Source organism: Enterobacter hormaechei ATCC 49162, from assembly GCF_001875655.1.
GTDB lineage: Bacteria > Pseudomonadota > Gammaproteobacteria > Enterobacterales > Enterobacteriaceae > Enterobacter > Enterobacter hormaechei.
Window position 1 is genome coordinate 998310 of sequence record NZ_MKEQ01000001.1, and the last position, 22036, is coordinate 1020345.

Below are 22036 nucleotides of genomic sequence, written 5' to 3' on the forward strand. Positions count from 1 at the left end.
TGCCGCCGCCGCGCTATGCCGAATGTTTGTCTACCTGTTCGAGTTTCTGATCGCCTTTCCCGTACTCGGACCACACATGCCCTGAGACGGTCAGTGTCGGTACGTTCTCGCCCACGGTGTGGGAGAACTGGATAGACGTTACGTGCTTCATCTCCACGCCATCAATCGCCAGATGAACAAACTTACCGTCTCGGTATTCAATGATGAGGTCTTTCATTACGTGCTCCAGTGAGACGCAGGATCGAGCGGGTAGCCGTTGGCATCACAGCCTATTACCGCGCCGCTCTTCTCCATTCTCTGTTTCGTTGAGTCATGATGCGCTTTGCACAGTGGCTGCCAGTTTTCTTTACTCCAGAACAGGAGCTGTGCTTTCGATATGGCCAGCGGGTTACCTGACTTAAGCGCATCTTTGAGTTTGTGGGGCTCGATATGGTCAACCACCGTTGCTGGGGTTATGCGCCCCTGCTGCTCGCACATCACACACAGTGGGTGCTGCTGGAGAAAACGCAGACGGGCCTTATCCCATCGGCTGCCATATACACGGGGCTCTTTGTTCATGCCAGTCTCCATGCACTGCGGCGTTCTGTCCTCGGCTCATTGTCAGGGTGACGCTCAACCGCCGGCATGTCGGCGTGATCCACCAGCGAGTAACACGGATAAATTACCCTGCCACCGAACGCCTCACCGACGGCGTAATCAGCTGCCAGCGTTTTATTCCATGCGCTGAGCATGCGCGCCAGCCTGCCCTGAGGAGGGCTATAACATACCCCGTGAATCAGCTTGCTTAATACGATGTGGTCACCGCAGACGCGATCCGCATCCACCAGCATTCCGGCTATCTCTTTCTGATACTGCGGCGGTCGGCCCGTACCGAGATAAAAGCTCAGCATGTCATCAGGGAAGCGCACCAGCCAGTCAGTTACCTTTTCGGTGAATCCCTGCACCGGTAGCGCGTCGTCTTCCAGCACGACTACCCGGCAAGGTTGCTCAGCAGCCCATTCAAGCGCGCGTCGGTGATTCCAGTTCGCGCCGTGGTTACCGTCATCAATAAGCAGATGGGCATCCAGCATCGCAGCGAGACGTTGTGCATGACCCATCCGGGTGTGGTGACCAACAACAACAAACCTCACTTGTGGCGAAACCATGCAACCTCCTTCCCGAATCCATCTGTTTTAAAGATGGTGTGCACCTTAGGACCGGTAACGATGCGATCTCCGAAAGACTTTGCAGCCATACCGAAAGCACCCATATCCACCAGCGTTGCGGGTGCTGTCTCCATCTTCCAGAAGCGATGGCTCTCTATCCGGTAGTAAAGGCGGATGATCCGGTGTGCAAACTCCATGACGTCTTCACGGCTGCCACCAAGCAGACCAGCATTAAGCAAAGGTTCGTCGCGGTGCTGCTTCAGAAATTGTTGGTATGCACTGCCGTGGTGATTGACCGTCATCCATTCGTCGGCATACGTCTTGTGCTCTGAGCCAACGTAAATTTTACCCGGCTCCATTTCTGCCCAGGGCTCTCGCAACATTTCGACGTCAGTACCGTCCGTACACCAGACAAGGTGGTACTCAGGATGCGAACGTAGAAATTGATAAATGTGAAGCCAGCGAGCAAAGTAAGGGCTCATGCCCACCAGCGGGACTTCAACCAGATCGGCACCAGTTGGCGACTCTTTTAATTCGTCAGCCAGGACAATCGGCAACGCGCCGGATATAGAGTCCGCCCAAACCTGAAGAGCCTGCGGGTCAGGCTTCATTTTTCCGCCGCGCTGTGGGTCTGGCTGACTCGTAAGCAGCGTCGTAATCACCAGATTCGGATTGGTACTGTATGAAGCGAATCCGGTATAACCACTATCCCGCCGGCCGTTGAATATTCCGACGTTTCGTTTCACCAGTGCTTCACGGTCAGGCCGGGGAATAGAGCGCGTCCCCTCTTCATGCTCATCCATGGAGTGAATCAGCTTTTCAGAGCCGACCACATCAGCGAACGCCCAGGTCGATAACCCGGCGTTGTGAATGCGCAGCGCCAGATCGGGATGTTCGTACATGCCGCGACCGTATACCCGATCGAAACCGCCAACCTTCTCGATAGCGCTGCGGTGGTAATACAGCATCACGCCGCGCTGCCCGGTGTATGCGATGTGCTTATCATCCCTGTACAGGATCGCCATATCCTTCAGCTTATTCGTTCCTGCCAGATCGAGAAACTGGTAAGCAAGGTGCGGTTCGGGTGATTCGATGTATGGCAAGTGCCAGTTATCAGCGATGGGCCAGGCGTCATCGTCCCACAGGAAGAGATGCTCACACCCGGCGTCCATCAGCGCGGTTAAACTGGCGTTCTTCGATGCAACAATGCCGAGTGATGTTTCATGGCGAAGCAGCTGCACGCCGTTAGGCACTACTGCGGCAGGTTTCGAACCATCATCTACAACCACCACCAGCGCGCCGGCTGGCAGGTGCCTCAGATGCTGTTCGAGTGAACGTTTTAAAACGTCTGCGCGCTGATGTGTCGAAATGGCAATGCCAATCCGTGACGCTGAAGCGCAGGCAGGCACAAACGGGACACCATCAATAGTGACCTGCATTTGATTTCCTTTTAGACGTGAGCCTGTCGCACAGCAAAGCCGCCGAAAGTTATCGGTTTGCCCAGGCTCACAGCTGAAAGACTTTCTTTGATGTGCGCGTGCGATGCGCTTAATGTGATTTATTGAGAAAAACGAACCTGCTTCAAATTTCCAAATAAAAACTCATTAATATCAATGTATAAAAATCCGCGAGGATGTATTTTAAAACGCCAAACACTAATAATCAGAGGAATCAAAATGCCTGAACTCGTCAATCCAACAGACTCGTTGAATAGTTTTCAACACGCTTTATCCAATGGCCTGATTAGACTCTCACCGTGTGTAGTTCATCCTGAAATGAAGGTACTTATGGACGATGCGGAAGGCACGCCAAGGATTACTTACGCTTTCGTTCAGGGAGATATTGTTAAAGGTGTTGCCATATACGTCCCAGCAGATCCATATGAAGGGAAGCCCTGTTTTGGCGTGGGTTATGCCGTAGCCGATAAATTTAAAAGGCAGGGAATTGCCACTAAGCTTCTCAAAGCCAGCATTGAAGAAATGCAATATGGCTTTAGAAACTCCTGCAACGAATTCTACGTAGAGGCTATTGTTGGCGTTGATAATCAGGCATCTAACAAACTAGCTTCTGAAGTTTTATCTGCTACGCCCAAGCCGGGGAAAGATTCTCACTCAGGTAAGCCTATCAATCAGTACATGAAGCTATTCAGCACCACAAAATAATGCTGTTCGGGCGCATTTCATTGCGCCCATTTAGGTTTGCAGTTCGCCTGCCACGCTTTGTTATGCGCCAGGATGTCTTTCTTCGTCTGGCGGTCCAGCATATCCCAGTCGTGCTCTGTGCCGTAGATGGGTTTAACCCAGTCGCAAGCCGTGTCCACCAACTCAACCCTTACGGGTCCAGTTGTCCCGCAACTCGCGATCAGCATCGTCATCAGGCATGTGATTAACAGTCTGCTGGACATTACTGGCCTCTTTAGTGACTTCTGCTTTACGTTCTGCCGCCGCAACTGCCGCCGCTGCGTTCTCTTCGGTGCGCTGCTGCCTGGCTTTTGCCTCTGCCTTTCCACTGCCGCGAATATTGCCAGCAACAAAACCGCTGAATGCGACGGCCACCAGCGCAGCAATACCGCCCAAAATCATTTCGATGATGCTCATAGACACCTCACACCAGAACAGATTTCGCCAGGTTAAACAGCGCGCGGCGTTTATCCAGCCCGTTTCTGCCACCATTGATAAGAAGCGTCACGCGCTCAACGTCGCCGGAATGAAGCAGGCAACCACGGGAGGCATAGAACCATGCAGCTGAGCGCGCGGCGTATTCATCCTGTTCAAGCAGCTCCGGGTGGGTAATAAGGTCCAGTTTTAGAGCAAGACCACAACTGCGATAGTTGCTCAGTCCGGTAACCTGTTTCAGCCCACGACCGCGATATTTCCAGCCATCACCAGCGACCTGATTGCCAAGGTGTTCTTTTCCCCACTCACCACCGTATACCAGATTGGCGATCGCTTTCTGGTTTGCCGGTTGCGTTGCCGTTCTGCCAAGTGCGGCGGATTGCTGTTGAGTGATGCGGTGGCTGCCGAACGTCGGTACCAGGTTTTCAACCGCGTAATTCAGGTTCTCCACCAGTCGGGTAAATCTGGTGCTTTCATGCCCCATCTGGGCAATAAACATGGCCTGATCAAGCGGTGCGGTGATGCCGTATTCCTTCATGGCGGCGTCGATATGCGGAAACCAGCGCGTAGCTAACCCGGCGCTGATACCAGCCGCCCTCTGAAATTGTGATTGATTCACGTTGTGCTTTCCCCTGCTATTCTTGCGATGTTGCCACGTGCTCGCCATACGGCTATGCAGACAACAAGGTTGACGACCAACTCTCCGTAGTCGACCTGCACGTAATCACCATGCCAGATGCGGAAAGCGGTAAACGCTGGAGCGAGGATCAGCCCATACGCCAGAAACTCCATCAGACGGCGGCGCCGTAAGCTCCGCTTCCTGAAGAACATCAGGCGTATGGTTATAAGGATGCATGCAACAGCGTTAATGTTCAGGATCAGTGTTTGCCACGTCATTCTTCCCCCTTCAATCCGGGTAAGTCTCCTGTCTTCGAGCGCTTGAGAACGCGAAGCAGGACGGTGACAGAAACCGTTGAGGCCGCCAGCGCGCCAATGGCTGGCGATACTTTCACGGCAACTGGCGGAGAAAGGTGACTTAATGCCGCATTGATAAGCGCTGCGATGATTTCAGATGCTGTTCCGGCGCAGTAAACCCCACCGATAAACGAAATAAGCGCGAACAGTATCTGCTTCCAGAGCTTGTGATCTTCACTGCTAAGTACGTAAAGAGCGGCCCCAGCAAGTGAGCAAAGCATTACAGCTGGGGTAGCTTCTGGAAACATCGTGGCGAAGGTGATTCCGGTAGTTCCGGCAGCAACACCAGCAGTTGCCGTAGCAGATATCGGTTCTGCGGACATTTAGCCCCCTCTTATTGCCGTGAGTCCTCTCAAAATGAGGGGAATAAAAAAAGCCGCTGGTTAGCGGCTTTTAGGTTTATTATCTGTAAAACTCTAGAACTGCAATCCCAGGAGGTAATATTAGTTTTATCGGCTCAACATCTTTCCAAAACATTCTAAATTCGTCCTGCCAAGAGTCTTCATCAGACTTAAGGAAATGATTCCGATTATGGCTTTTGGTATATTTGCAAAAATCCATTTCGCCCTTCGAGCCAACATGCGCATCAATTAACGTTTTAAGCAATTCTACATTTAGTACTCTAACACATGCTTTTTTCTCAAGCTTTTTTGCGATGAATCTACTTCTTCTATTGGCAAAACATACTACTAGACCATCCTCAGTCCATTTATTAACTTTGGCGTCCCTCACTATTTCGACTCCATCTACAGTGAGACTCACATTGCAATTGATAATATTGTCACCCAAGAAAATAGCATTAGAATAGGGTCGAAAATCAAATGTTGAAGTGTCAATAAGGTTTTCATCAGGAGTGAAGATACCTTTCCTTTCTTGATCCTTGTATTTACTAGTCTTGAAGAAAGGAACCTCACCACCATAAACCCAAGCGTCCACATGCGAATGCTCGGATAAGTATAGATATTTTTCCATCGGCATCATTCCATTAGTGTTTTATGAAATAGTGCCAAAAAATAAATGTTTTATCGAGTGGAAATTAAAAAACCCGCAACTGTGGCGGGTTTGTGTTTTGTTCTGTTGCTCAGCACGCTTTACTGTCCCGAGCCTATCACAATTTAAGCACTTTCTTGCTCACTCTGCAACTTAAATCTGTCGCCATTTGTGCCAAACGCGTCACAAAGTGGTGCGTACAGGATCGATTCTGCAAGACTAATCCATGTATCAATGCGACGGCGGCATGTGATAAAGGTCCAGTCGGGGTGTTTTGAATTAAGCTCTCTAGCCATCTGGAGTTTGCTTTTACGCAGACGATGACGATCAACAATCACGCCATACAGCCCACGGTATTCTTCGTTCATTAATACCGCTGCAATAACGCCGTCAATCATTAGCCCCTCCTCGTCTGAGCAGAACGCCAGGCCAGTTTTGTTTTTACTGTCGAGGATTTCACGCAGGTATGCTTCCAGCTCGGGTTTAGTGATGCCGGATTTCTTCATGCGGCGCAGCGCATCGTTGATGGCGGATTTGGTTATTTTCCCGGATGCCAGCAGCTGGTTGAACATGTTTCCGCCCGAGCCACCACCGATATAAGACCAGCGGCCCCACATGCGGAGCTTTCCCTGTACCCAGATACTTTCGAGAGTGCGAAGGCGAACCAACTCGCCGTATTTGCCTACTTCTGAAGGATTGATCATTTGCGTCTCCACTTACGCCAGTACGCCGATTGCCAGCGCACGATCTAAAAACCGAAACAGCAGCGTTAACTGGTCGCCGTATTTCGCTTCAAATGCCACAGGATCAGCGTGTAACTCGTCGTGATGTGCTCTGCACAGCGGTATCACAAACAGGTCATGCGCTTTGGTACCCATTCCACCCTGCCCGTGGCCTATCAGGTGGTGTGGGTCGTCTGCCGGGTTATTGCAGCAACTGCACTGCTGCGACTTCACCCAGCGGGTGTATTTCTCGTTTTCCCAGCGTCGTCGCTTTGGCCTCAGCATGAAAGATTCCGGCGTTTCAGGATCGACCCTCACCGCCACTATCTTTTTTGCCTTCTCCTGAAAGACTTGCGTAGCCGATAATGACGGGACAATGTCGCTTTCCCTCATCACTGAACTGTGCTGTTCTGGCTTGATTCTGAGTGCTTTACTCGCCACTGATTCAGGAACAAGGTCAGCCAGATCATTACGTACCATCCACCAGCAGAACTCAGGAAGCGAAAGAGTGTGGTCAGGGCTGAAACCTAAATCAATATTTACCCTTTCCAGCAGCCATTTTACCAGGTTCTGCATGGCAATTCCTGCCAGTCTTTCAGTGGTTTGCTCACGTAAATGGTTATCACACGACCAGCAAAGACGAATGCTCCCCGGAGCGTGGCGCATTACCGTAAAGTCACTGGCATGCCAGTCAGTGTGAGGCCACTGGCATTCAAATTTTCTCTCCAGCCAGGCATCAAGGCTACTCAATCCACCGGCTCGCTGAATGACCCTCTCGTTAACGAAAATAGCCTGCATATTGGCATCGTCAGTCAGGGGCTGGTGGGCTTCAGGGATTAATCCAGATGGCAGATGTTGTATGGCTTCGGATGGTGGCTCAATAACTACCCTTCCCTGACGGAATAGCCAGAGCAGTTCGGTACCAGGGCGGAACAAAACCACCCCGGACATCGGCGCAATTTCAGGCGTCAGTATGGCTCTCACGCAATTTGCCCCTTAGCGACATATTCTGCCCAAAGTCCACCTATCCAGCGCACCCCTTTCGCCGTGAAACGAGACTGATTGAACGCATAGTTGGTCTGGTTGGTGGTCCCGGTCTTAACTTCAAATCGGCCTGCTTCGATGTGTTTACTCTTCGGAGTAAGCACGCGGTTCAGGCGGTACATGATGCCGTTCTCAATGAGGAACATCGCGAACTCGGGTTCTTTGGCGTTAAGGAGCTTGGCAACCTGCCGGAATGTCATTGACCCGGTGGCTTTGACGTAGCGATCAACAAATTCAGCCTTTGGTGCGGCAATTGCCAGCTCTTCACTCAGACGTTGCTTCTGTTCAGCAAGATCAGCGGCGAGCCGGAGTGCTTCAGGGAGTGTTTGGGGAACAATCATCCCGGCCCCGCTCTCCAGTTCCTGCCAGCGATCAACAAGACGTGCGGTAAACTCCGGGCACAGCTGCGCGACGATCACATAGCTGTCTCGCTTGTTAACTTCGTAGTAATGGTAAGTCTGCTGGTTCTGAGGATGGGTGTACTGCATTGCAGCATACCCCCCAATAACGCCGGATTTCATCAGTCGCTCGATGGTTACACAGACATTGCTGTGACGTGAATCGACCAGCTCCGCAATTTCACGACTGGACATCGTTATCTGCTGACCTATCGCGGCGGCATGGTGCGCAGGGCACGTTACGGTGATGTTCATCTGATTCATGCTCTTCTCCACTTATCAGGCGGCTGCACCCGCCAGAGGTTCATGTTTCTTGATGGATATTTCTACACGTCCACCCGGTACCTTCGGCCCCCACTCCACCAGCATTTTCTGCACCTGGCTGTCATCCTCCCAAATGCCTGCATGCGTGAGCGCGTCAAACAACGCCTTGTTGTAGTTGTCGATGTCGCGGCGGCGGGCATCTGGCGGAAATTCGATCATGACTCGACTCCATAACGCCCGTTCAGGCGTCCGATTACGCTGTTGAACATCACCAGGCTTACACCCATCGGTTTAACCTTCTCGTGGTACTCCTTCAGGATCGGAGGCACTACGACATTCCAGCTTGGCTTTGGCTTCTGCTTTAGGGCTTTTTTGATGGCATCAGAGCATTGACGGGCTACATCACGCACAGCGTTTTCCTGCTCGGTTGATAGCTTCTTCACACAACCTCCAAGTAAGCCCGGATGAATTCAGCCGCAGCCTGTGCGTTTATGGCGTTACCGTAGCCTTTGAGTCGGCCGATGCGGTTGCTGCTTGCCACTCTTGCCACCCCGGGCTCGACTCGTCCCAAGCGCGCGGTAGCCCCATCAACCAGCGGGAATGTGCCGGGTTCAACTGGACGCCATTTGCCATCTCGACATAAGAGCCAGTCCGCATCTCGCCAAAAACCGTTAACCTCAAGGGGCCGCATGTGTACGCCTGCCTCGGTAGCTGGTCCAGCCTGTCCTTCCCATCCCGCAGCGCTGTCATCCCTGACGAGTCCTTCCAGTCGCGGGACGTTGGTGTTACCCAGCCGGTTAGCGCTGCTGCCATCGAGAACGGCATCCCGCCCTGTGCGTAGCGTTTCTCCCTCATCGCTGATTCCGTGGTTGGAGTAGGCCATGCAGCCAGCACCGCAAAATCTTGAAGGTTTGGCTGACGTCCTGCCTCCTTCCGCGCCATTACCTTTAGCCAGTCCTGATAACAATTTTTGACATTGCTCGCTAATGGACTCGGCCACCCAATAAGCTCGTTCTCTGATGTGCGGCGCGCCGATGCTCGCTGACGTAAACGGCACAAGCCCGAAGGCGTATCCCATTCCTTCCAGGTCTGATTGAACAAGGTCGAACCACACATTTGCGTTACCTGCTGCAACCTGTTCGCCAAAGACATGCTGAGGTCTGCGCTCGCTGATGAGGTGGAAGAAGTGGGGCCAAAGGTGCCGCTCGTCAGCAAACCCATCTCCTTTGCCTGCCGCGCTGAAAGGCTGGCACGGGCAGGAACCGGTCCAGACTGGTTTATCGTCAGGCCATCCGGCGAGCCGCAGGGAATGAGACCAGACGCCAATTCCGGCGAAGAAGTGGCACTGCGTGAATCCTCGCAGATCGTCAGGTGTGACATCTTCAATACTCCTTTCATCAACTTCGCCAGGTGCAATGTGACCGCTAGCGATCAAGTTACGCAGCCACTGAGCTGCATAGGGATCAATTTCGTTGTAATAAGCCGAGGATTTCATGCTTCACGCTCCTGGGATTTGCCCATTGGAACGGCAACTGCCGGTATAAGCTCAACAGCTGGTGATTCAGATTGATTTCCCCAGTGGTCCCAGCCAGGCGCACCGCAACGGCTGAATAGTTCGATGCGCGGAACGTCACCATATAGTTTTTCCAGACGGAAACGCGCCTCTGCTGGCTTCTGGCTGTGCTCACCGAGTGGACTGTAGATAACCTGCTTGATGCTGGCGCACTTGCGTTCAAGTCCATTCCCCCTGGTGGCGATTAGCAGGTCTTCGGTATTGGCTCGGGTGTAGTTCCCGCCGTTCATGCGTGTTTGTACGTTCAGCAGGTCGAGGAAGTCGTAAAAATCCTCCACACGCCCTGCCTGAAGTGCTTTGTTGATATGCTGCTCTGCCAGTGGGTTGAACTTTACCCAGGTAAAGCCCTTCATCGTGCGGACTTTAAAGCCCCACGCTTCAGCCAGCTCGATAGCTTCTCGGGTGTGCGTACCGGTAAACCACATAGCCAGAACTGCATCATCGGCAGCCAGGTCCCAAACCGGTAAGCGCTTCATGTCGATCAGTTTCATCGTGTCGTAGTGATCTTCTGCTGCACCGTTACTGGCTTTGTTGTCATAAAGCCAAGCTGGGTCAGCGTAAATCAGTGAGTATTTCATCAGACATTCCTCGCTCGGCCAGCAAGACACCATGCATCAGAGGGTGCTTTAACTTTCGGCGCCATGCTCAGGCAACGCTGACGCTCAATCAGTATCTTCAACCGCTGCTCTTCGTTCTTAGAGCGATTGAAGGCATCCATCAGAACTGTGGCCGCACGCTGGTAGAGCCCTTTTTCAAACAGGCCTTGAGCCTTATCCATCATCCTGGTTACAGCTGGATTCGGCGCTTCTTCCTGTTCCGATACAACTGGTGTATCTGCCCGGTTAATTTTCAGTGCAGAACGCCCCTCGCTAACGTCACCAGCCGGCGCTTTGGCAAAATACTGGTAGCACTTACCGTTATGCTGCCGTGTTGCGCGATTCAATTTGACCAGATGGCATACACCGCGCTGAACAGCATGAAGGCGGTATTGAGGCATTGAAGCTGCAATCTGTTTGTTAGTTAACCCAGGGTTTTCAGCGATGAAAATTTGAATATCTTTCAGAAGGCTCATGAGTTCGCTCCTCTGAAACCTGCCGGGACTTTGCTGTAGTCGGTATTCTGGAAGCTGGATTTGAAGATTCCATCCTCACGCTCCCACTTCCCGTTAACACGCGCTGGCCTTCCGGCATTCGCCCAGTTGGTAGCGGACTTCAGGTAAGCTGGAAACTTCGTTGGCTGGAAAAGTGTCTGCGGGCGCAGGTAGGCCGCCATTGTTAAATCGTCGCTCCACTTGGCGTTGCAGTAGTCCACCACCAGCGACAGATCTTCAACGGTGAAGCCCTCCCCGATTCGGGCGCGAATGTTTTGCAGCGAGGTTGTTGAAACCTGATAACGCGAACTGGTCACCTGGTTCAGATGGGTTAAAACCTGTTTAGCCTGATCGGTGATCAACACATCACGGTCTGGTTGCGGCGCAACCGGACAAATAGGTTTATTAGTCTGCTTGTTTAACTCTGTATTAAAGTCTGTATAGAGATAGGATTCCGTACTTTCGCGGCTCCCAAGATTCCTGTTATTCGCGGATTGAGAAACGCAGCTTCGCGGTTTTGATTCCGCATCTTCACGTTTTCCATTTCGTACTTTTGCGGAATCGTTATTTTCTGGAAAGATTAATGAGATTAGAGCATCGCCGTCGATGCGATAATGCTTGGTTGGCGTGCCATTGACCTTTCGAGAACACGTCTCGATCACGCCAGGCAGATACTTGTTTACCAACTTTTTAACCAGCCGCTCTGTCTGGTCTTCAGTTAATTCGCCCGCCTCAGCTCCAAGCTCCTTGTGAGTTTTATAGAACCAGCCGTCTTCATCCCCAAATGCTGACCAGAATACGAGGTTATTAAGAACTGCTGCCAGCGCATGAGCCTGCTGGTCTTCTTTAAAGAACAGCAGGTACGGCCTGGGAAGAACAATGACGTTCTTCTGGCCTGACATTGACTGGACGATGTCAAAGATTCTGCTCATGGTCGTCCTTTAACTCTGTAAATTTACGCTGGAATTGCTCAAGAGGGCTGAAGCACTCATGATCGTACCCTTCGCGAAGGTATATAACGCGTCGGGTCTCGGGCTCCCATCTGATGACGCGCACCGGGACGCCATAGTGATCTCTGAAACGCCGGTTAAGTTCTCGCATAGCACTCTCCCCTTCCGACGCCAGACACCCACAATTGCCATAGCCCTGCTGTGGTTACATGGAACCCAGCGGCCTGATACCATCCGCTCATACCGAAACGACGAGGTTCCAACAACGGGAATACCACGTAGTTGCGGGAGACGGTTGTTTACCGTTACACTGTTCATGCGTTAGTTTCTCCACTGATACGACACGCCAAGGGGCCCGGAGCTGCACACTCGCGGGCCTCACCCATTTCTGGAAGGCAATAAACACGGGAAATAAGGTTCAGGAATGTCATGAGAGTGACCCTGAACTGATATGCGATATCGTTAAGACTTTGCCACTCGCTCCGGTCAACTACACCATCTTCAATGTAATGGCGGTAAGCATTGACCAGCTCACCAAGCCTCCCCACCAGCTCGGCCAGTTTCAGGCCAATCTCTTCGTTTTCATCATCAGGCACGGCGCCGGGAACGTGAATTCCGTTATCGGTTTCACGAGAGAACGCGTCAGCGATGTAACTTACGCCAGCGGCGCTCTGAAGCACCATTGCCCAGCCCATCGGAAAGATCTGGTCGCCACCAGCACGAAGGCGGTTAAAGAGTGAATTCTGGGTTTCGTCCAGAATCTCCGCCGCTTCAGCGTATCCGCCTGGCAACGCGGCAATCGTCTTCCTGATTGCGGCCACCAGCCAGGCGGGCTGCTTCTCAACTTTCCATTCAGGTTCTATACCCACGGTCATACCCTCTTTTCTGTGGTTTCTATCAAACTGCTGAATCTGTAGGCTTTTGGGGACGACTAATCGCCTTGATCAATTCCTTTGAGAATTTTCCCTCGGAGGCTAAAGCGATTTTTTCCGCATAGTTAGTCTCGCCAGTAAAATCTGTACGAGGCAGACATCCTTTTTTCATCCACTTGTAGATGGAACGAGCACTACATCCGCACGCAGAAGAGATGGTAATGACACCAATCTCCTTGATTGCTTCGGTAAGAGTTGGGAGTTTTTCCTCTTGCATATGAACCTCACTTTATGAACCTAAAGTACATATTATGACGGAACTGATAGTTCACGCAAGTACACCTATTATTGAACTCATGGTTCAGGAAGAAAGAGCGCGACAAGACTTCTCCAAAAGGCTAGCGCTGGCCTGTGAAAAAGCTGGTTTTCAGACTCATGGTCGACAGGCAGAAATTGCCAAGAAAATGAAGCTAACACCTAAAGCTGTGAGTAAATGGTTTAACGGGGAAGCAATACCAAGGCGTGGAAAGTTGCAGGATCTGGCAGCTCTTCTTGGCACGTCTGCAACTTACCTGCTAGGTGATTCTTCTGAGGACGGAATTATCAAAAGACAAGCCAACATGAGCAGCGATGTTTACCGTATAGATGTTCTGGATCTTTCTGTCAGCGCAGGTCCCGGAAATTACATGCTTTCGGACTATGTTGAGGTGCTTTATGCCATCGAGTTCACCACCGAACACGCCCGCTCTCTCTTTGGTAATCGTCCGCAGCAAGACGTCAAGGTGATGACGGTAAGCGGGGACAGCATGGCCCCAACGCTAGTGTCAGGGGATAGGTTGTTCGTAGATATCTCAGTGCGACATTTCCAGACTGATGGCGTTTACTCTTTCGTGTACGGCAGAACTTTCCACGTCAAGCGTCTTCAGATGCAAGGTGACAAATTAGCAGTTCTGTCTGATAACCCAGCTTATGAGAAGTGGTACATCAAAGAAGAAAATCAGGACCAACTCTACGTAATGGGTAAGGCGCTGATTCATGAGTCAATCACGTACAATAGGCTCTGATTTATAGTTGTTAAGCATAAGCAGTGATGGCCTGTAGAAAACTCAGAAAAGACAGGCTTCCTTACCTATGGCAAGTGGTTATTTTTCTGATTTTTAAGACTAAGCACAACTTGCAACTGTTTTTTAGTTGCTATACTTCTTCGTATAGGATGTAATCACTATGAGCAGGAAGGAAAAACTTCGCTCAAGGCTCAACGCTCTTCCTAAAGATTTTACTTGGGATGAGCTTGTTACGCTTCTTGGACACTATGGCTTTAAGGTTATCAACGGTTCAGGGTCGCGCCGGAAATTTGTCAACGATGTAAAGCGTATCGTAGCCTTCCATTGCCCACACCCAGGCAATATTGTGAAAGGGTATGTGCTTGAAGAAGCCAAATCTCTTTTAGATGAGTTAGATAGCAATGAATAAGATGCTGAAATACAAGAATTATTGTGGAAGTGTAGAAACATCACTTGATGACATGGTTTTGCATGGAAAAATTGAGTGCATTGCAGATGTTGTTACTTATGAAGCAGACTCCCTTCCTGCCTTGAAGCGAGCCTTTGAGGAGGCAGTTGACGACTATCTGGAGACCTGTTCTGCCATAGGGAAACAACCTGAAAAAGCTATGAGCGGAACCTTTAACGTTAGGGTTGGAGAAAACCTGCATAAAGATGCTTATCTATCGGCTAAGAATCAAGGGCTTAACTTGAATGAGTTTGTAAAAAAAGCGATAGAAGAAAAACTGGCAATCAAAAAAGAAATCCATTTCCATTTTGAAAGAAAAAATGAATTCGTTTCTGAAACATTGGATTTCAGTAGAGAGCTTCGCCAGCCAGGAAACTGGCATCTCTCTGTAGGCAGGGGGATAAGACATTGATGTTGGAAAATTTTTATTTTGAAGGTTTTGAAGTTATTTCCTCTTCTTTCAAAGAAATCAACATCGGTGAAGAGGGATTCATTACTGTAAACACTCAGGACCCTGAAGTTAGTTACGAAAAGGTTGATGACTCAAATTCATTCAAGATAAGCATGCTGATCGAAGCTAAGGTTCGCGCATTCTCTGGACCGAGAAGGGAGGATCCCGATGAATCCGATTTAGCTTTCGAGTCCAATGCGGTGTTCACTACGTTTTTTTCCTTAAGCGATGCGGACGCTTTTGATGAGCAATTCGTTCAGGATAATTTATGGTATTTTGAACGTTTCAATGCGATTGCGCTCAAATTAGTAACCGAAAACATTCTAAAACATACATCTTTGAGTTACTTACCGATACCATGGATAGCTGGATAAATTATGAAACCCGACCTCGGTCGGGTTTTTTATTACTACCAACCCATGTTAAGATGTTTCCGATTGCAATCAAAGGAAACAAAAAATGAAAAAGATTTTAGCTTTAGTTATTGGGGTAATGATGTTGGCTGGGTGCAGCTCTCGCGTTGCGGATCTGACTGTAGCAAGTACTAAAAATTACAATCTCAACTCAAACAATTTCGTTAAAGGCGCGCGCGTTAAAGCAGAAGACTCTGCTCCAGTCGTGATTTTCCCGCTCGGGATTCCGAATGTGAAAACGGCCATTGATCGTGCTATTGAGAAGAACAGATGCTCTGTTGCTCTTTCAGACGTTGTTGTTACTCAATTCAACCACTCTTTCCTGTTCGGTAAATTCGGATTTATTGTAGAGGGAACCGAAGTTATTGACCGTGGGCAGCCGGGTTGTGAGAACGCGAACTAAATGAATTCCAGGCCATTGAGCCGGGTTTTTTGTGCCTACTTCACAGCCTGGCTACCTTCCCTCACTATCTCCGCAGCATCCCTGTTAACTCCCTTGCCGATCACATTGCCTGTCTCTCTACGATAGAGTTCCAACTTCTCGATGATAGCTTCCTGCGTCACTGGCTGGCCTGAGAGCGACAAATCCATAACCGCCCTGCCCATGGCATGAACAATCATACTTACCCTTTCATCGTCCAAATCCATTAATGCGCTCCTTTCTGATGTTTATTTAATCATAACATCATTATCTGATAAAAATAAATAACCCGAAAAATCAATACATTATTGCATTGCAATCATTAAATGTACTTCTGGTACTTTACATAATTGAACTATTGGTACATATTAATTTCATTAGCTACTAACAGTTAGCAGTACGGCATATGGCACATGTGCCGCAGCGGTCCGGGGATTCCTTGCATTACTTTTTCCAGATCCAGCGGGTAGCCGGAATGTGCAAGCCAGGCAAGTACGACAGCCAGAGACGTTTCACCAGCGTGGCGATAAGGTGACAGCCCAGACGATATCTGAGTGGCTATAAAAACAGATGGGAGCCGGTGGAATCCCGGCACACAACATGAAAGCGCACTCCATCAACTATCAGTTGTGGATGGCAGGTAAATAAACGAACGGAGTGCGCTTCCAGTTGTGTTAACCGTAGTAGCTGTACCAGATGCTGTGTGTAGTCTTGGCGGTCGGCAGTTTTGAATGTCCTTAATGTCGACCGCCCCTTTTCACAACTGAAAGCGCGTTCTGCGTTCAACTTGAGAGGCCGTAGTCGTTAAATCAACTCAGGAGAACGCGCTCCCAATTGTGGAGAAGCTAACTGGCGGTGGCAGCCGCCCGTTTCACTAAGTGCCCTGGTTGGGTGCTTATTAAAACGAAACCCCATTATTTTTTGTCGCCAGTCGGCGAGGGATTCGTGCAACCAAAATTCAGCGCTGTGCAGAGCGCGTATAACACGGAGAAACTATCCATGACGAACACACAGAACGTCACCGAGTTACAACCACGCATGACCCGGGAGCAGCTGATCGACGCAGCGCGTAAGGCAGCCCCTCTCCTTCCGCCAGCTTATCGCGGCATTATGACCGAACTGGCTAACCGCCTGGACTATACCAGCGTCGCGCTTTGCCAAGCGATGGCGCAGCGTAGAGAACTGGCTGTTCAGAACGCTACTCTGCGTGAAGATGTCGCAAGCTGGGCCAAAGAGTGTGACCGCATTGTTGAACGCTACACGAAGACCAGAACCAATATGCATTTACTGGAAGCCCAGCGAGAACTGCGTGAGCTGTCACCCATCGTCATTTCCCAAAATAACGAGGTGGCTCTCTGATGGCTAACTCATTCAAGCAAATGACACGTGACGGGACCATCAAGCGCACCGATACCGGGATGTTCATCAGCCTTGACCAAATCCATGTGCGTGAAGGTTTCAACAAACGCGATGATGATGAACGTACCCGCCAGGCAGATGATGACCTCTTCAACTACCTGATGAACGGTGGCTCCGTTCCCCCGCTGGAGGTTATCGCCCGTGATGAAGGTGGAGTGTGGGTTGTTGAAGGCCACCGTCGGCGTCGCTGCTATGCGCGCTGTGCAGAAGCAGGTAAGCCAGTAGACCGCATCCACATCATGCCGTTCAATGGTAGCGATGTTCAGCGCCTGGCGCGCATCATGACCAGTAACAACCAGCTCCCGCTATCCGATATGGAACAGGCTGCTGTTATTCAGGAGCTTCATAATGCCTTCAACCAGACCACCAGCGAGATAGCAAAGCTGGTTAATAAGTCTGTCCCAACTGTCGAAAAGCTTCTGCTTCTTAGCACAGCCAATCACGACGTTCAGAAAGAAGTTAAGTCCGGGACCGTGTCTGTAGATGTGGCCGTTGACCGAGTAAAAGAGTTTGGCGAAAAGGCCGGTGAGGTTCTTCAGAAGGATAAAGCTTCTGCTGCTGCCAAAGGTAAGAAGAAAGTCACCCGCAGCGTTATAGCGCCAGAAATTAGCGTTAAGAAAGCGCGTCGCCTTGTAGAGCTGATCAGCCTGGCGGGTATAAGCGACACAGGTGTTATCTATCTCGAAGGATTGGTCCATGCAGAAGTCGTGGAGATTGTCGACGAGCACAAAGCTATCGCCGTTCAGCGTCATGGAGAAGCATCATGAGCACACTTACCAAAGAATGGCTCCTGAAGACAATCGCGGAGCTTGAAGAAGAGCGCGATGCTGTGCCTGGCGCAGTAAACGAAGATGCAGTGATGGCGCTTGAGGCGATGAAACGGGCTCTGGCATCGCTCGAAGCGGAACCCGTGGCGTTCAGGTCAAAGCTAAAGCCACCATCTGCTATCGGTAGCGAGAGCTGGGGTTATACGGATCATCGCCAGCCAGATGCTTTCGAACTTGAGAGCTGTGTGATTGAGCGACTCTACACCGCCCCGCCAGCTCCGTTTGTACCTGATGAGATAAACGTGCTGCAAGCCGCTAATTTGGTGTTGACGTTAGGTGTTTTGGACAACGGTATTCCGACCGTCGCTATGAAAGTATGGAACTCCTGCCGCGCCGCCATGCTTCAGGGGGCCGAACAAACAAACTACCGCGCTATCGTTGAGCGGATAGCTGAAATAATTCATGGCATAGTGACTGATATCGATCTGCTTACGGTAACAGTTAAGAGCATGAAGGATAAATTGCAGAAATAAACACCGGGTGCAGCCGGTTAAGTGGAGAGAAACGCATGGGGCAGTTAGTGACACTTCATGAGTGGGCATCTGGTCCTAATGGATTCAAATATCCATTAAGCAACTCAGCATTAAACAAAATAGCAAAGACCAAACAGACTTATCCGCCAGCCTTAAAGCAAGGTCGACGCTGGGTTATAGATGAAGATGCTCGTTTTGTTGGCATGGTTGGCAGTGTTGATATTTCGTCATCATTATCAGACAAGGCCCGCCAGTTAGTGGAGAAAGCAATAAATGGCAGCTCGCCCCAGAAAACATAATGTCAAAATACCCAACCTTTACTGTAAGTTAGATAAGCGTACTTCGAAAATTTATTGGCAATATCGCCACCCTGTAACAGGTTCATTTATTGGATTCGGAACAGATGATGAAGCGGCAAAAGCTGCTGCAATCGAGATGAACCGTATAACCGCAGAACAAGAAACTCAGCAATCTTATGCTCTGATTGATATGGCAATGAAGAGCTCAGGGAAAAAGGATCAAGGTATACGTGTTTCTGAGTGGATTAAAAAATACATCGAAATTCAGATGGAAAGGTTGCGTGACGGTGAGATAAAAAACCCTACTGTAAAATCCAGACGATTATGTTCTCAGATTCTCGCAGATAGAGTGCCAAACCTTCGCCTGAAGGATGTTGATACAAGACTCATTGCAAAAATTATTGATGAATATAAGGCAGAGGGAAAGCACAGAATGGGCCAACTGATAAGAAGCGTACTGAACGACGTGTTCAAAGAGGCGCAGCATGCTGGCGAGGTTGATCCTGGCTACAACCCAGCCTTAGCTGTAAAAAATCCAATAGCCAAAGTGAAACGAAGCAGACTTAGCATTGAACAATGGAAATTGATTTTTGAAAGCGCAGGCTCTTTGCCGCCTTGCGCTCAAAATTCTATGCTTTTGGCTTTAGTAACCGGGCAAAGGATAGGTGACATAGTCGAGATGAAGTTTAGTGACATTTGGGATAATCACCTTCATGTTACCCAAAATAAAACCGGAATGAAGTTAGCTATCCCCTTAAATTTAAGGTGCGATGCAATCGGGTTGACTCTGGCTGATGTTATTAGTAAGTGTCGAGATAGAGTAGTAAGCCCTTATCTGATCCACCATGTTAAGCATCACGCTTACGGTAAAGCGGGATCTCACGTTCCAGAAAAAACGATATCAAGATATTTTAAGGAGGCAAGAGATAAAGCAAATATTACCTGGCCTAAGGATTGCACTGCCCTTCCGCCGTTTCATGAACAGCGCTCGCTTTCATCAAGAACATACAAAGCTCAGGGTATAGATGTCAAAACTCTTTTAGGACATAAAACCGAAGCAATGAGCGTAATGTATGGAGATGATCGTGGTCTAGAATGGAAAAAAGTTGTGATTTAAACAGGGAGTTTTGGGGAATTATTTTGGGGATGTTTTGGGGAAAGAGTTTTATAATTTAAATTCAATCACTTAGATTTTAGCGAATTGCTCCAGAAACAGTCGTCCACCAGCAACGCATAACCCAACAGCCAGCGCGCCCGCTGGCTGTTTTCTTTTAGCCCTCCCCGTCCCGTGCTAATGTAGCAGGCTACGTATTGGCAAATCACAGGTGAAATCGTTATGTCTGATGACGTGACCGGGACGACGACCCATCAGCAGCTAATCAGCTTATTAACCGAGCAAGGGGCGCGCTTTCGCGTGGTGGCGCATGAGGCCGTTGGGAAATGCGAAGCGGTCAGTGAAATTCGCGGGACCGATCTCCGACAGGGTGCAAAAGCGCTGGTCTGTAAGGTAAAAGGCAACGGCGTTAAGAAACATGTTCTGGCAATTCTCGCCGCCGATCGGCAGGCCGATCTGAGCCTGCTGGCGAGCCATTTCGGTGCGCTAAAGGCCTCTCTCGCCAGCCCGGCTGAAGTGGATGCCCTTACCGGCTGCGTTTTTGGCGCCATTCCTCCCTTCAGCTTTCATCCGGATCTGACGCTGGTCGCCGATCCGCTGCTGTTTGAGCGTTTCGACGAGATCGCGTTTAACGCTGGCCTGCTGGAAAAGTCGGTGATTATGGATACCCAGGACTATCTGCGTATCGCCCGTCCTGAACTGGTGCCGTTCCGTAAACAATAAATACAGCGGCTGGCTCACGGTCAGCCGTTTTCCAGCAGCAGCACGGAAGCAATCAAAATAATCGCGATGATAAAAAACGACGAGGCGATTATCAGCGTTTCGACAAACATAGGATCGTTCATGATGCCCTCTGCTTTGCCCATTTCCCTCTTTTTTACCCCCATACAATGACAGTGAAATGACAATGGCGCGTGCGCGAAATGACGTTTTTTTCGCTGAAACGATTCGCTGTTAACTATCCTCCACCGCGTAAAGTCACTGTTTAAATATTTTATTTGTTACCGGTATCACGAAAAGAAATTTACGTAACCCCAATGCCAGATCTCGCAATTGTGAACCTTTTCATCGTAGTTAACCCTGTTAAACGGAGCACCGCATAAATAAACCTTACACTGGCAAGGTGATGACAATGACCGAGATAATTACCCGTAAAGAAAAAATCAGTTATGGGTTAGGCGATATGGCCAGCCATATTGGGCTGGATAACGTCATTATTTTTCTGACGTTTTACTATACGGACGTGGTGGGGCTTCCTGCCGCCTTCGTGGGCACCATGTTTCTTCTGGCGAGAACCGCCGATGCCATCATAGATCCGGCAATGGGCTATATCGCAGACAGGACGCGCACCCGCTGGGGCAAATTCCGTCCGTGGATGTTGTGGCTGGCGCTGCCCTTTGGCGCAAGCTGTCTGCTCACCTACGCCGTACCGGCGTCGCTCGATCTGCACGGTAAAATGATTTTCGCCACCGTCAGCTATACCCTGATGATGCTGATGTATACCGCGATCAATATTCCCTATTGCTCCATGGGTGCGGTGATTACGCCAGATAACGATGCGCGAATTTCTCTCCAGTCTTATCGCTTTTTCCTGGCCACGCTGGGCGGCGCGCTGTCGACATTCTTTATGATGCCGCTGGCAGAGTTTTTAGGCGGCGACGATAAATTACTGGGCTACCGCTGGGCGATGGCCATTATGGCGACCGTCGCGGTCGTCATGTTCTGGATCTGTTTCGCCAATACGCGTGAACGTATTAAGGCTCCCGCCACCCACAATAATTATCTTGCGGAACTGCGGGATTTATTACGAAACGATCAATGGCGAGTTGTCGCTGTCCTGGTATTAACCAACATCGGTTTTGGCGTTATTCGCCTTGGCGCAATGATGTATTTCGTCACTTATTATCTCGGTAGCGCAAGCTATTTTATGTGGATGCTCGGCGCGCATATTCTGGGGAAAGCCGCAGGCAGCGCGCTGGCCAAACGGCTGACGCAGAACGTCAGCAAAGTGCAGATGTTTGGATACTGTTCCGTACTGGCGGGGGTGCTCAGCATTGCCCTGTTCTTTGCGCCTAAGTCGGTGCTGATTCTGGTGCCCATGACGTTCATCGTCTCCACCCTTTACCAGGCCACCACCACGCTGATGTGGGTGATGATGGCGGACGTCGCCGACTACGGCGAATGGAAACAGGGCAAACGCATGGATGGCGTGATCTTCTCCACCTTCCTCGCCGTACTCAAGCTGGGGATGGCGATCAGCGGCGCGATTGTTGGCTGGACGCTGGGCTTAAGCGGCTATGTTGCCAATGCCCCGGAACAGACCACCACGGCCATGTACTGCATCATCGCCCTCTTCACCGTCGTGCCTGGCGTCTTGTCCCTCTGCGCATTTGCCACGCTGCGCTGGTACCGGCTCGATGACAGCACCATGCAATCCATCCATCTCGCCAAACACCCCGTTTAGAAGGA

The 22036-nt window shown here is 50.2% G+C and carries 36 protein-coding genes and 1 pseudogene; 13 read left to right on the forward strand and 24 right to left on the reverse strand.

From position 1 onward, the window contains the following. Positions 1-13: 13 nt before the first annotated feature. Genes BH712_RS04990 through BH712_RS05005 form a run of 4 tightly spaced genes read right to left on the reverse strand, consistent with a single transcriptional unit; the run spans position 14 to position 2584 of the window. Entirely contained in the window at positions 14-217 is a 204-nt protein-coding gene (locus BH712_RS04990) for a hypothetical protein (protein ID WP_006809165.1), read from the reverse strand. Further along, entirely contained in the window at positions 217-558 is a 342-nt protein-coding gene (locus BH712_RS04995) for an HNH endonuclease signature motif containing protein (protein ID WP_001031354.1), read from the reverse strand. The genes BH712_RS04990 and BH712_RS04995 overlap by 1 nt, the downstream gene beginning before the upstream one ends. Continuing rightward, a complete protein-coding gene (locus BH712_RS05000; RefSeq protein ID WP_006809167.1) occupies positions 555-1145 on the reverse strand; it encodes a hypothetical protein in 591 nt (196 codons plus the stop codon). The genes BH712_RS04995 and BH712_RS05000 overlap by 4 nt, the downstream gene beginning before the upstream one ends. Then, positions 1127-2584: a glycosyltransferase family 2 protein gene (locus BH712_RS05005; RefSeq protein WP_006809168.1), complete on the reverse strand. Its 1458-nt coding sequence runs from the start codon at positions 2582-2584 to the stop codon at positions 1127-1129. Before BH712_RS05005 ends, BH712_RS05000 begins: the two co-directional genes overlap by 19 nt. 237 nt (positions 2585-2821) lie before the next feature. On the opposite strand from BH712_RS05005, the gene BH712_RS05010 reads away from it, so the two are divergent. Next, on the forward strand, positions 2822-3307 hold the full coding sequence (locus tag BH712_RS05010; protein WP_032673523.1) for a GNAT family N-acetyltransferase: 486 nt from the start codon (positions 2822-2824) through the stop codon (positions 3305-3307). A 17-nt stretch (positions 3308-3324) separates the two neighbouring features. Here the strand turns inward: BH712_RS05010 and BH712_RS05015 are convergent, their stop codons facing one another. From BH712_RS05015 to BH712_RS05100, 18 genes and pseudogenes are all read right to left on the reverse strand, one after another. Beyond that, positions 3325-3465, reverse strand: coding sequence for a hypothetical protein (locus tag BH712_RS05015; RefSeq protein ID WP_006809170.1), 141 nt, complete (start codon positions 3463-3465; stop codon positions 3325-3327). 4 nt (positions 3466-3469) lie between these two features. Beyond that, positions 3470-3742, reverse strand: coding sequence for a hypothetical protein (locus BH712_RS05020; RefSeq protein WP_006809171.1), 273 nt, complete (start codon positions 3740-3742; stop codon positions 3470-3472). Positions 3743-3749: 7 nt separating this feature from the next. Then, positions 3750-4379 (reverse strand): glycoside hydrolase family 19 protein, encoded by a 630-nt coding sequence (locus BH712_RS05025; protein ID WP_069684186.1) that lies wholly within the window; start codon positions 4377-4379, stop codon positions 3750-3752. Beyond that, positions 4376-4657: a phage holin family protein gene (locus BH712_RS05030; protein ID WP_000220248.1), complete on the reverse strand. Its 282-nt coding sequence runs from the start codon at positions 4655-4657 to the stop codon at positions 4376-4378. The genes BH712_RS05025 and BH712_RS05030 overlap by 4 nt, the downstream gene beginning before the upstream one ends. Next, positions 4654-5058, reverse strand: coding sequence for a putative holin (locus BH712_RS05035; RefSeq protein ID WP_006809173.1), 405 nt, complete (start codon positions 5056-5058; stop codon positions 4654-4656). Before BH712_RS05035 ends, BH712_RS05030 begins: the two co-directional genes overlap by 4 nt. Before the next feature lie 79 nt (positions 5059-5137). Beyond that, the gene (locus BH712_RS05040; RefSeq protein WP_032673525.1) at positions 5138-5707 is read right to left on the reverse strand and encodes a hypothetical protein; all 570 of its coding nucleotides are present in this window, start codon (positions 5705-5707) and stop codon (positions 5138-5140) included. Between the two features lie 143 nt (positions 5708-5850). Next, positions 5851-6429 carry a DUF1133 family protein gene (locus BH712_RS05045; protein WP_032673526.1) on the reverse strand — a complete coding sequence of 193 codons (579 nt, stop codon included), beginning with the start codon at positions 6427-6429 and terminating at the stop codon, positions 5851-5853. Between the two features lie 12 nt (positions 6430-6441). Beyond that, entirely contained in the window at positions 6442-7431 is a 990-nt protein-coding gene (locus BH712_RS05050; RefSeq protein WP_032673527.1) for a DUF968 domain-containing protein, read from the reverse strand. Beyond that, positions 7428-8084, reverse strand: a complete 657-nt coding sequence (locus BH712_RS05055) for a phage antirepressor KilAC domain-containing protein (protein WP_032673736.1) — start codon at positions 8082-8084, stop codon at positions 7428-7430. Before BH712_RS05055 ends, BH712_RS05050 begins: the two co-directional genes overlap by 4 nt. 84 nt (positions 8085-8168) lie before the next feature. Then, positions 8169-8366, reverse strand: a pseudogene (locus tag BH712_RS05060) (RusA family crossover junction endodeoxyribonuclease); the annotation flags it as partial. A gap of 2 nt (positions 8367-8368) precedes the next feature. Beyond that, positions 8369-8596: a hypothetical protein gene (locus BH712_RS05065; protein WP_006809179.1), complete on the reverse strand. Its 228-nt coding sequence runs from the start codon at positions 8594-8596 to the stop codon at positions 8369-8371. Next, positions 8593-9648: a DNA cytosine methyltransferase gene (locus BH712_RS05070; protein WP_006809180.1), complete on the reverse strand. Its 1056-nt coding sequence runs from the start codon at positions 9646-9648 to the stop codon at positions 8593-8595. The genes BH712_RS05065 and BH712_RS05070 overlap by 4 nt, the downstream gene beginning before the upstream one ends. Beyond that, the gene (locus tag BH712_RS05075; RefSeq protein ID WP_006809181.1) at positions 9645-10304 is read right to left on the reverse strand and encodes an MT-A70 family methyltransferase; all 660 of its coding nucleotides are present in this window, start codon (positions 10302-10304) and stop codon (positions 9645-9647) included. The genes BH712_RS05070 and BH712_RS05075 overlap by 4 nt, the downstream gene beginning before the upstream one ends. Further along, positions 10304-10798, reverse strand: a complete 495-nt coding sequence (locus tag BH712_RS05080) for a hypothetical protein (RefSeq protein ID WP_006809182.1) — start codon at positions 10796-10798, stop codon at positions 10304-10306. The genes BH712_RS05075 and BH712_RS05080 overlap by 1 nt, the downstream gene beginning before the upstream one ends. Continuing rightward, positions 10795-11748 (reverse strand): conserved phage C-terminal domain-containing protein, encoded by a 954-nt coding sequence (locus BH712_RS05085; RefSeq protein WP_006809183.1) that lies wholly within the window; start codon positions 11746-11748, stop codon positions 10795-10797. Before BH712_RS05085 ends, BH712_RS05080 begins: the two co-directional genes overlap by 4 nt. Continuing rightward, complete coding sequence (locus BH712_RS05090; RefSeq protein WP_032673528.1) at positions 11732-11917, reverse strand: DUF4222 domain-containing protein; 186 nt, start codon at positions 11915-11917, stop codon at positions 11732-11734. The genes BH712_RS05085 and BH712_RS05090 overlap by 17 nt, the downstream gene beginning before the upstream one ends. A gap of 163 nt (positions 11918-12080) precedes the next feature. Beyond that, positions 12081-12641 carry a YmfL family putative regulatory protein gene (locus BH712_RS05095; RefSeq protein WP_006809184.1) on the reverse strand — a complete coding sequence of 187 codons (561 nt, stop codon included), beginning with the start codon at positions 12639-12641 and terminating at the stop codon, positions 12081-12083. Between the two features lie 22 nt (positions 12642-12663). Next, the gene (locus tag BH712_RS05100; RefSeq protein WP_006809185.1) at positions 12664-12915 is read right to left on the reverse strand and encodes a hypothetical protein; all 252 of its coding nucleotides are present in this window, start codon (positions 12913-12915) and stop codon (positions 12664-12666) included. 34 nt (positions 12916-12949) lie between these two features. Between BH712_RS05100 and BH712_RS05105 the strand changes: the two genes are divergently transcribed. The 5 genes from BH712_RS05105 (at position 12950) to BH712_RS05125 (ending at position 15417) form a co-directional block, all read left to right on the forward strand. Continuing rightward, positions 12950-13702 carry an XRE family transcriptional regulator gene (locus BH712_RS05105; RefSeq protein ID WP_006809186.1) on the forward strand — a complete coding sequence of 251 codons (753 nt, stop codon included), beginning with the start codon at positions 12950-12952 and terminating at the stop codon, positions 13700-13702. A gap of 160 nt (positions 13703-13862) precedes the next feature. Then, a complete protein-coding gene (locus tag BH712_RS05110; RefSeq protein ID WP_006809187.1) occupies positions 13863-14111 on the forward strand; it encodes a type II toxin-antitoxin system HicA family toxin in 249 nt (82 codons plus the stop codon). Then, positions 14104-14562, forward strand: a complete 459-nt coding sequence (locus tag BH712_RS05115) for a type II toxin-antitoxin system HicB family antitoxin (protein WP_006809188.1) — start codon at positions 14104-14106, stop codon at positions 14560-14562. Before BH712_RS05110 ends, BH712_RS05115 begins: the two co-directional genes overlap by 8 nt. After that, positions 14562-14975, forward strand: coding sequence for a hypothetical protein (locus BH712_RS05120; RefSeq protein ID WP_006809189.1), 414 nt, complete (start codon positions 14562-14564; stop codon positions 14973-14975). Before BH712_RS05115 ends, BH712_RS05120 begins: the two co-directional genes overlap by 1 nt. A gap of 85 nt (positions 14976-15060) precedes the next feature. Continuing rightward, positions 15061-15417, forward strand: coding sequence for a putative periplasmic lipoprotein (locus tag BH712_RS05125; RefSeq protein ID WP_006809190.1), 357 nt, complete (start codon positions 15061-15063; stop codon positions 15415-15417). A gap of 35 nt (positions 15418-15452) precedes the next feature. Here BH712_RS05125 and BH712_RS05130 read toward each other — a convergent pair whose 3' ends face one another. After that, the gene (locus BH712_RS05130; RefSeq protein ID WP_006809191.1) at positions 15453-15662 is read right to left on the reverse strand and encodes a hypothetical protein; all 210 of its coding nucleotides are present in this window, start codon (positions 15660-15662) and stop codon (positions 15453-15455) included. Between the two features lie 772 nt (positions 15663-16434). Between BH712_RS05130 and BH712_RS05135 the strand changes: the two genes are divergently transcribed. The 6 genes from BH712_RS05135 (at position 16435) to BH712_RS05160 (ending at position 20290) form a co-directional block, all read left to right on the forward strand. Beyond that, a complete protein-coding gene (locus BH712_RS05135) occupies positions 16435-16794 on the forward strand; it encodes a hypothetical protein (RefSeq protein ID WP_230031879.1) in 360 nt (119 codons plus the stop codon). After that, positions 16794-17621, forward strand: coding sequence for a hypothetical protein (locus BH712_RS05140; protein WP_006809193.1), 828 nt, complete (start codon positions 16794-16796; stop codon positions 17619-17621). Before BH712_RS05135 ends, BH712_RS05140 begins: the two co-directional genes overlap by 1 nt. Beyond that, the gene (locus BH712_RS05145; protein WP_006809194.1) at positions 17618-18154 is read left to right on the forward strand and encodes a hypothetical protein; all 537 of its coding nucleotides are present in this window, start codon (positions 17618-17620) and stop codon (positions 18152-18154) included. The genes BH712_RS05140 and BH712_RS05145 overlap by 4 nt, the downstream gene beginning before the upstream one ends. 35 nt (positions 18155-18189) lie before the next feature. Beyond that, positions 18190-18453, forward strand: a complete 264-nt coding sequence (locus tag BH712_RS05150; protein WP_022650818.1) for an excisionase — start codon at positions 18190-18192, stop codon at positions 18451-18453. Next, a complete protein-coding gene (locus tag BH712_RS05155; RefSeq protein ID WP_006809195.1) occupies positions 18428-19570 on the forward strand; it encodes a phage integrase Arm DNA-binding domain-containing protein in 1143 nt (380 codons plus the stop codon). Before BH712_RS05150 ends, BH712_RS05155 begins: the two co-directional genes overlap by 26 nt. A gap of 219 nt (positions 19571-19789) precedes the next feature. Continuing rightward, a complete protein-coding gene (locus BH712_RS05160) occupies positions 19790-20290 on the forward strand; it encodes a YbaK/prolyl-tRNA synthetase associated domain-containing protein (RefSeq protein WP_006809196.1) in 501 nt (166 codons plus the stop codon). A 20-nt stretch (positions 20291-20310) separates the two neighbouring features. Here BH712_RS05160 and yoaI read toward each other — a convergent pair whose 3' ends face one another. Next, positions 20311-20412, reverse strand: coding sequence for a small membrane protein YoaI (yoaI, locus tag BH712_RS25095; protein ID WP_226865195.1), 102 nt, complete (start codon positions 20410-20412; stop codon positions 20311-20313). A 287-nt stretch (positions 20413-20699) separates the two neighbouring features. On the opposite strand from yoaI, the gene BH712_RS05165 reads away from it, so the two are divergent. After that, on the forward strand, positions 20700-22031 hold the full coding sequence (locus tag BH712_RS05165; RefSeq protein ID WP_047353921.1) for a glycoside-pentoside-hexuronide (GPH):cation symporter: 1332 nt from the start codon (positions 20700-20702) through the stop codon (positions 22029-22031). Positions 22032-22036: the final 5 nt, after the last annotated feature.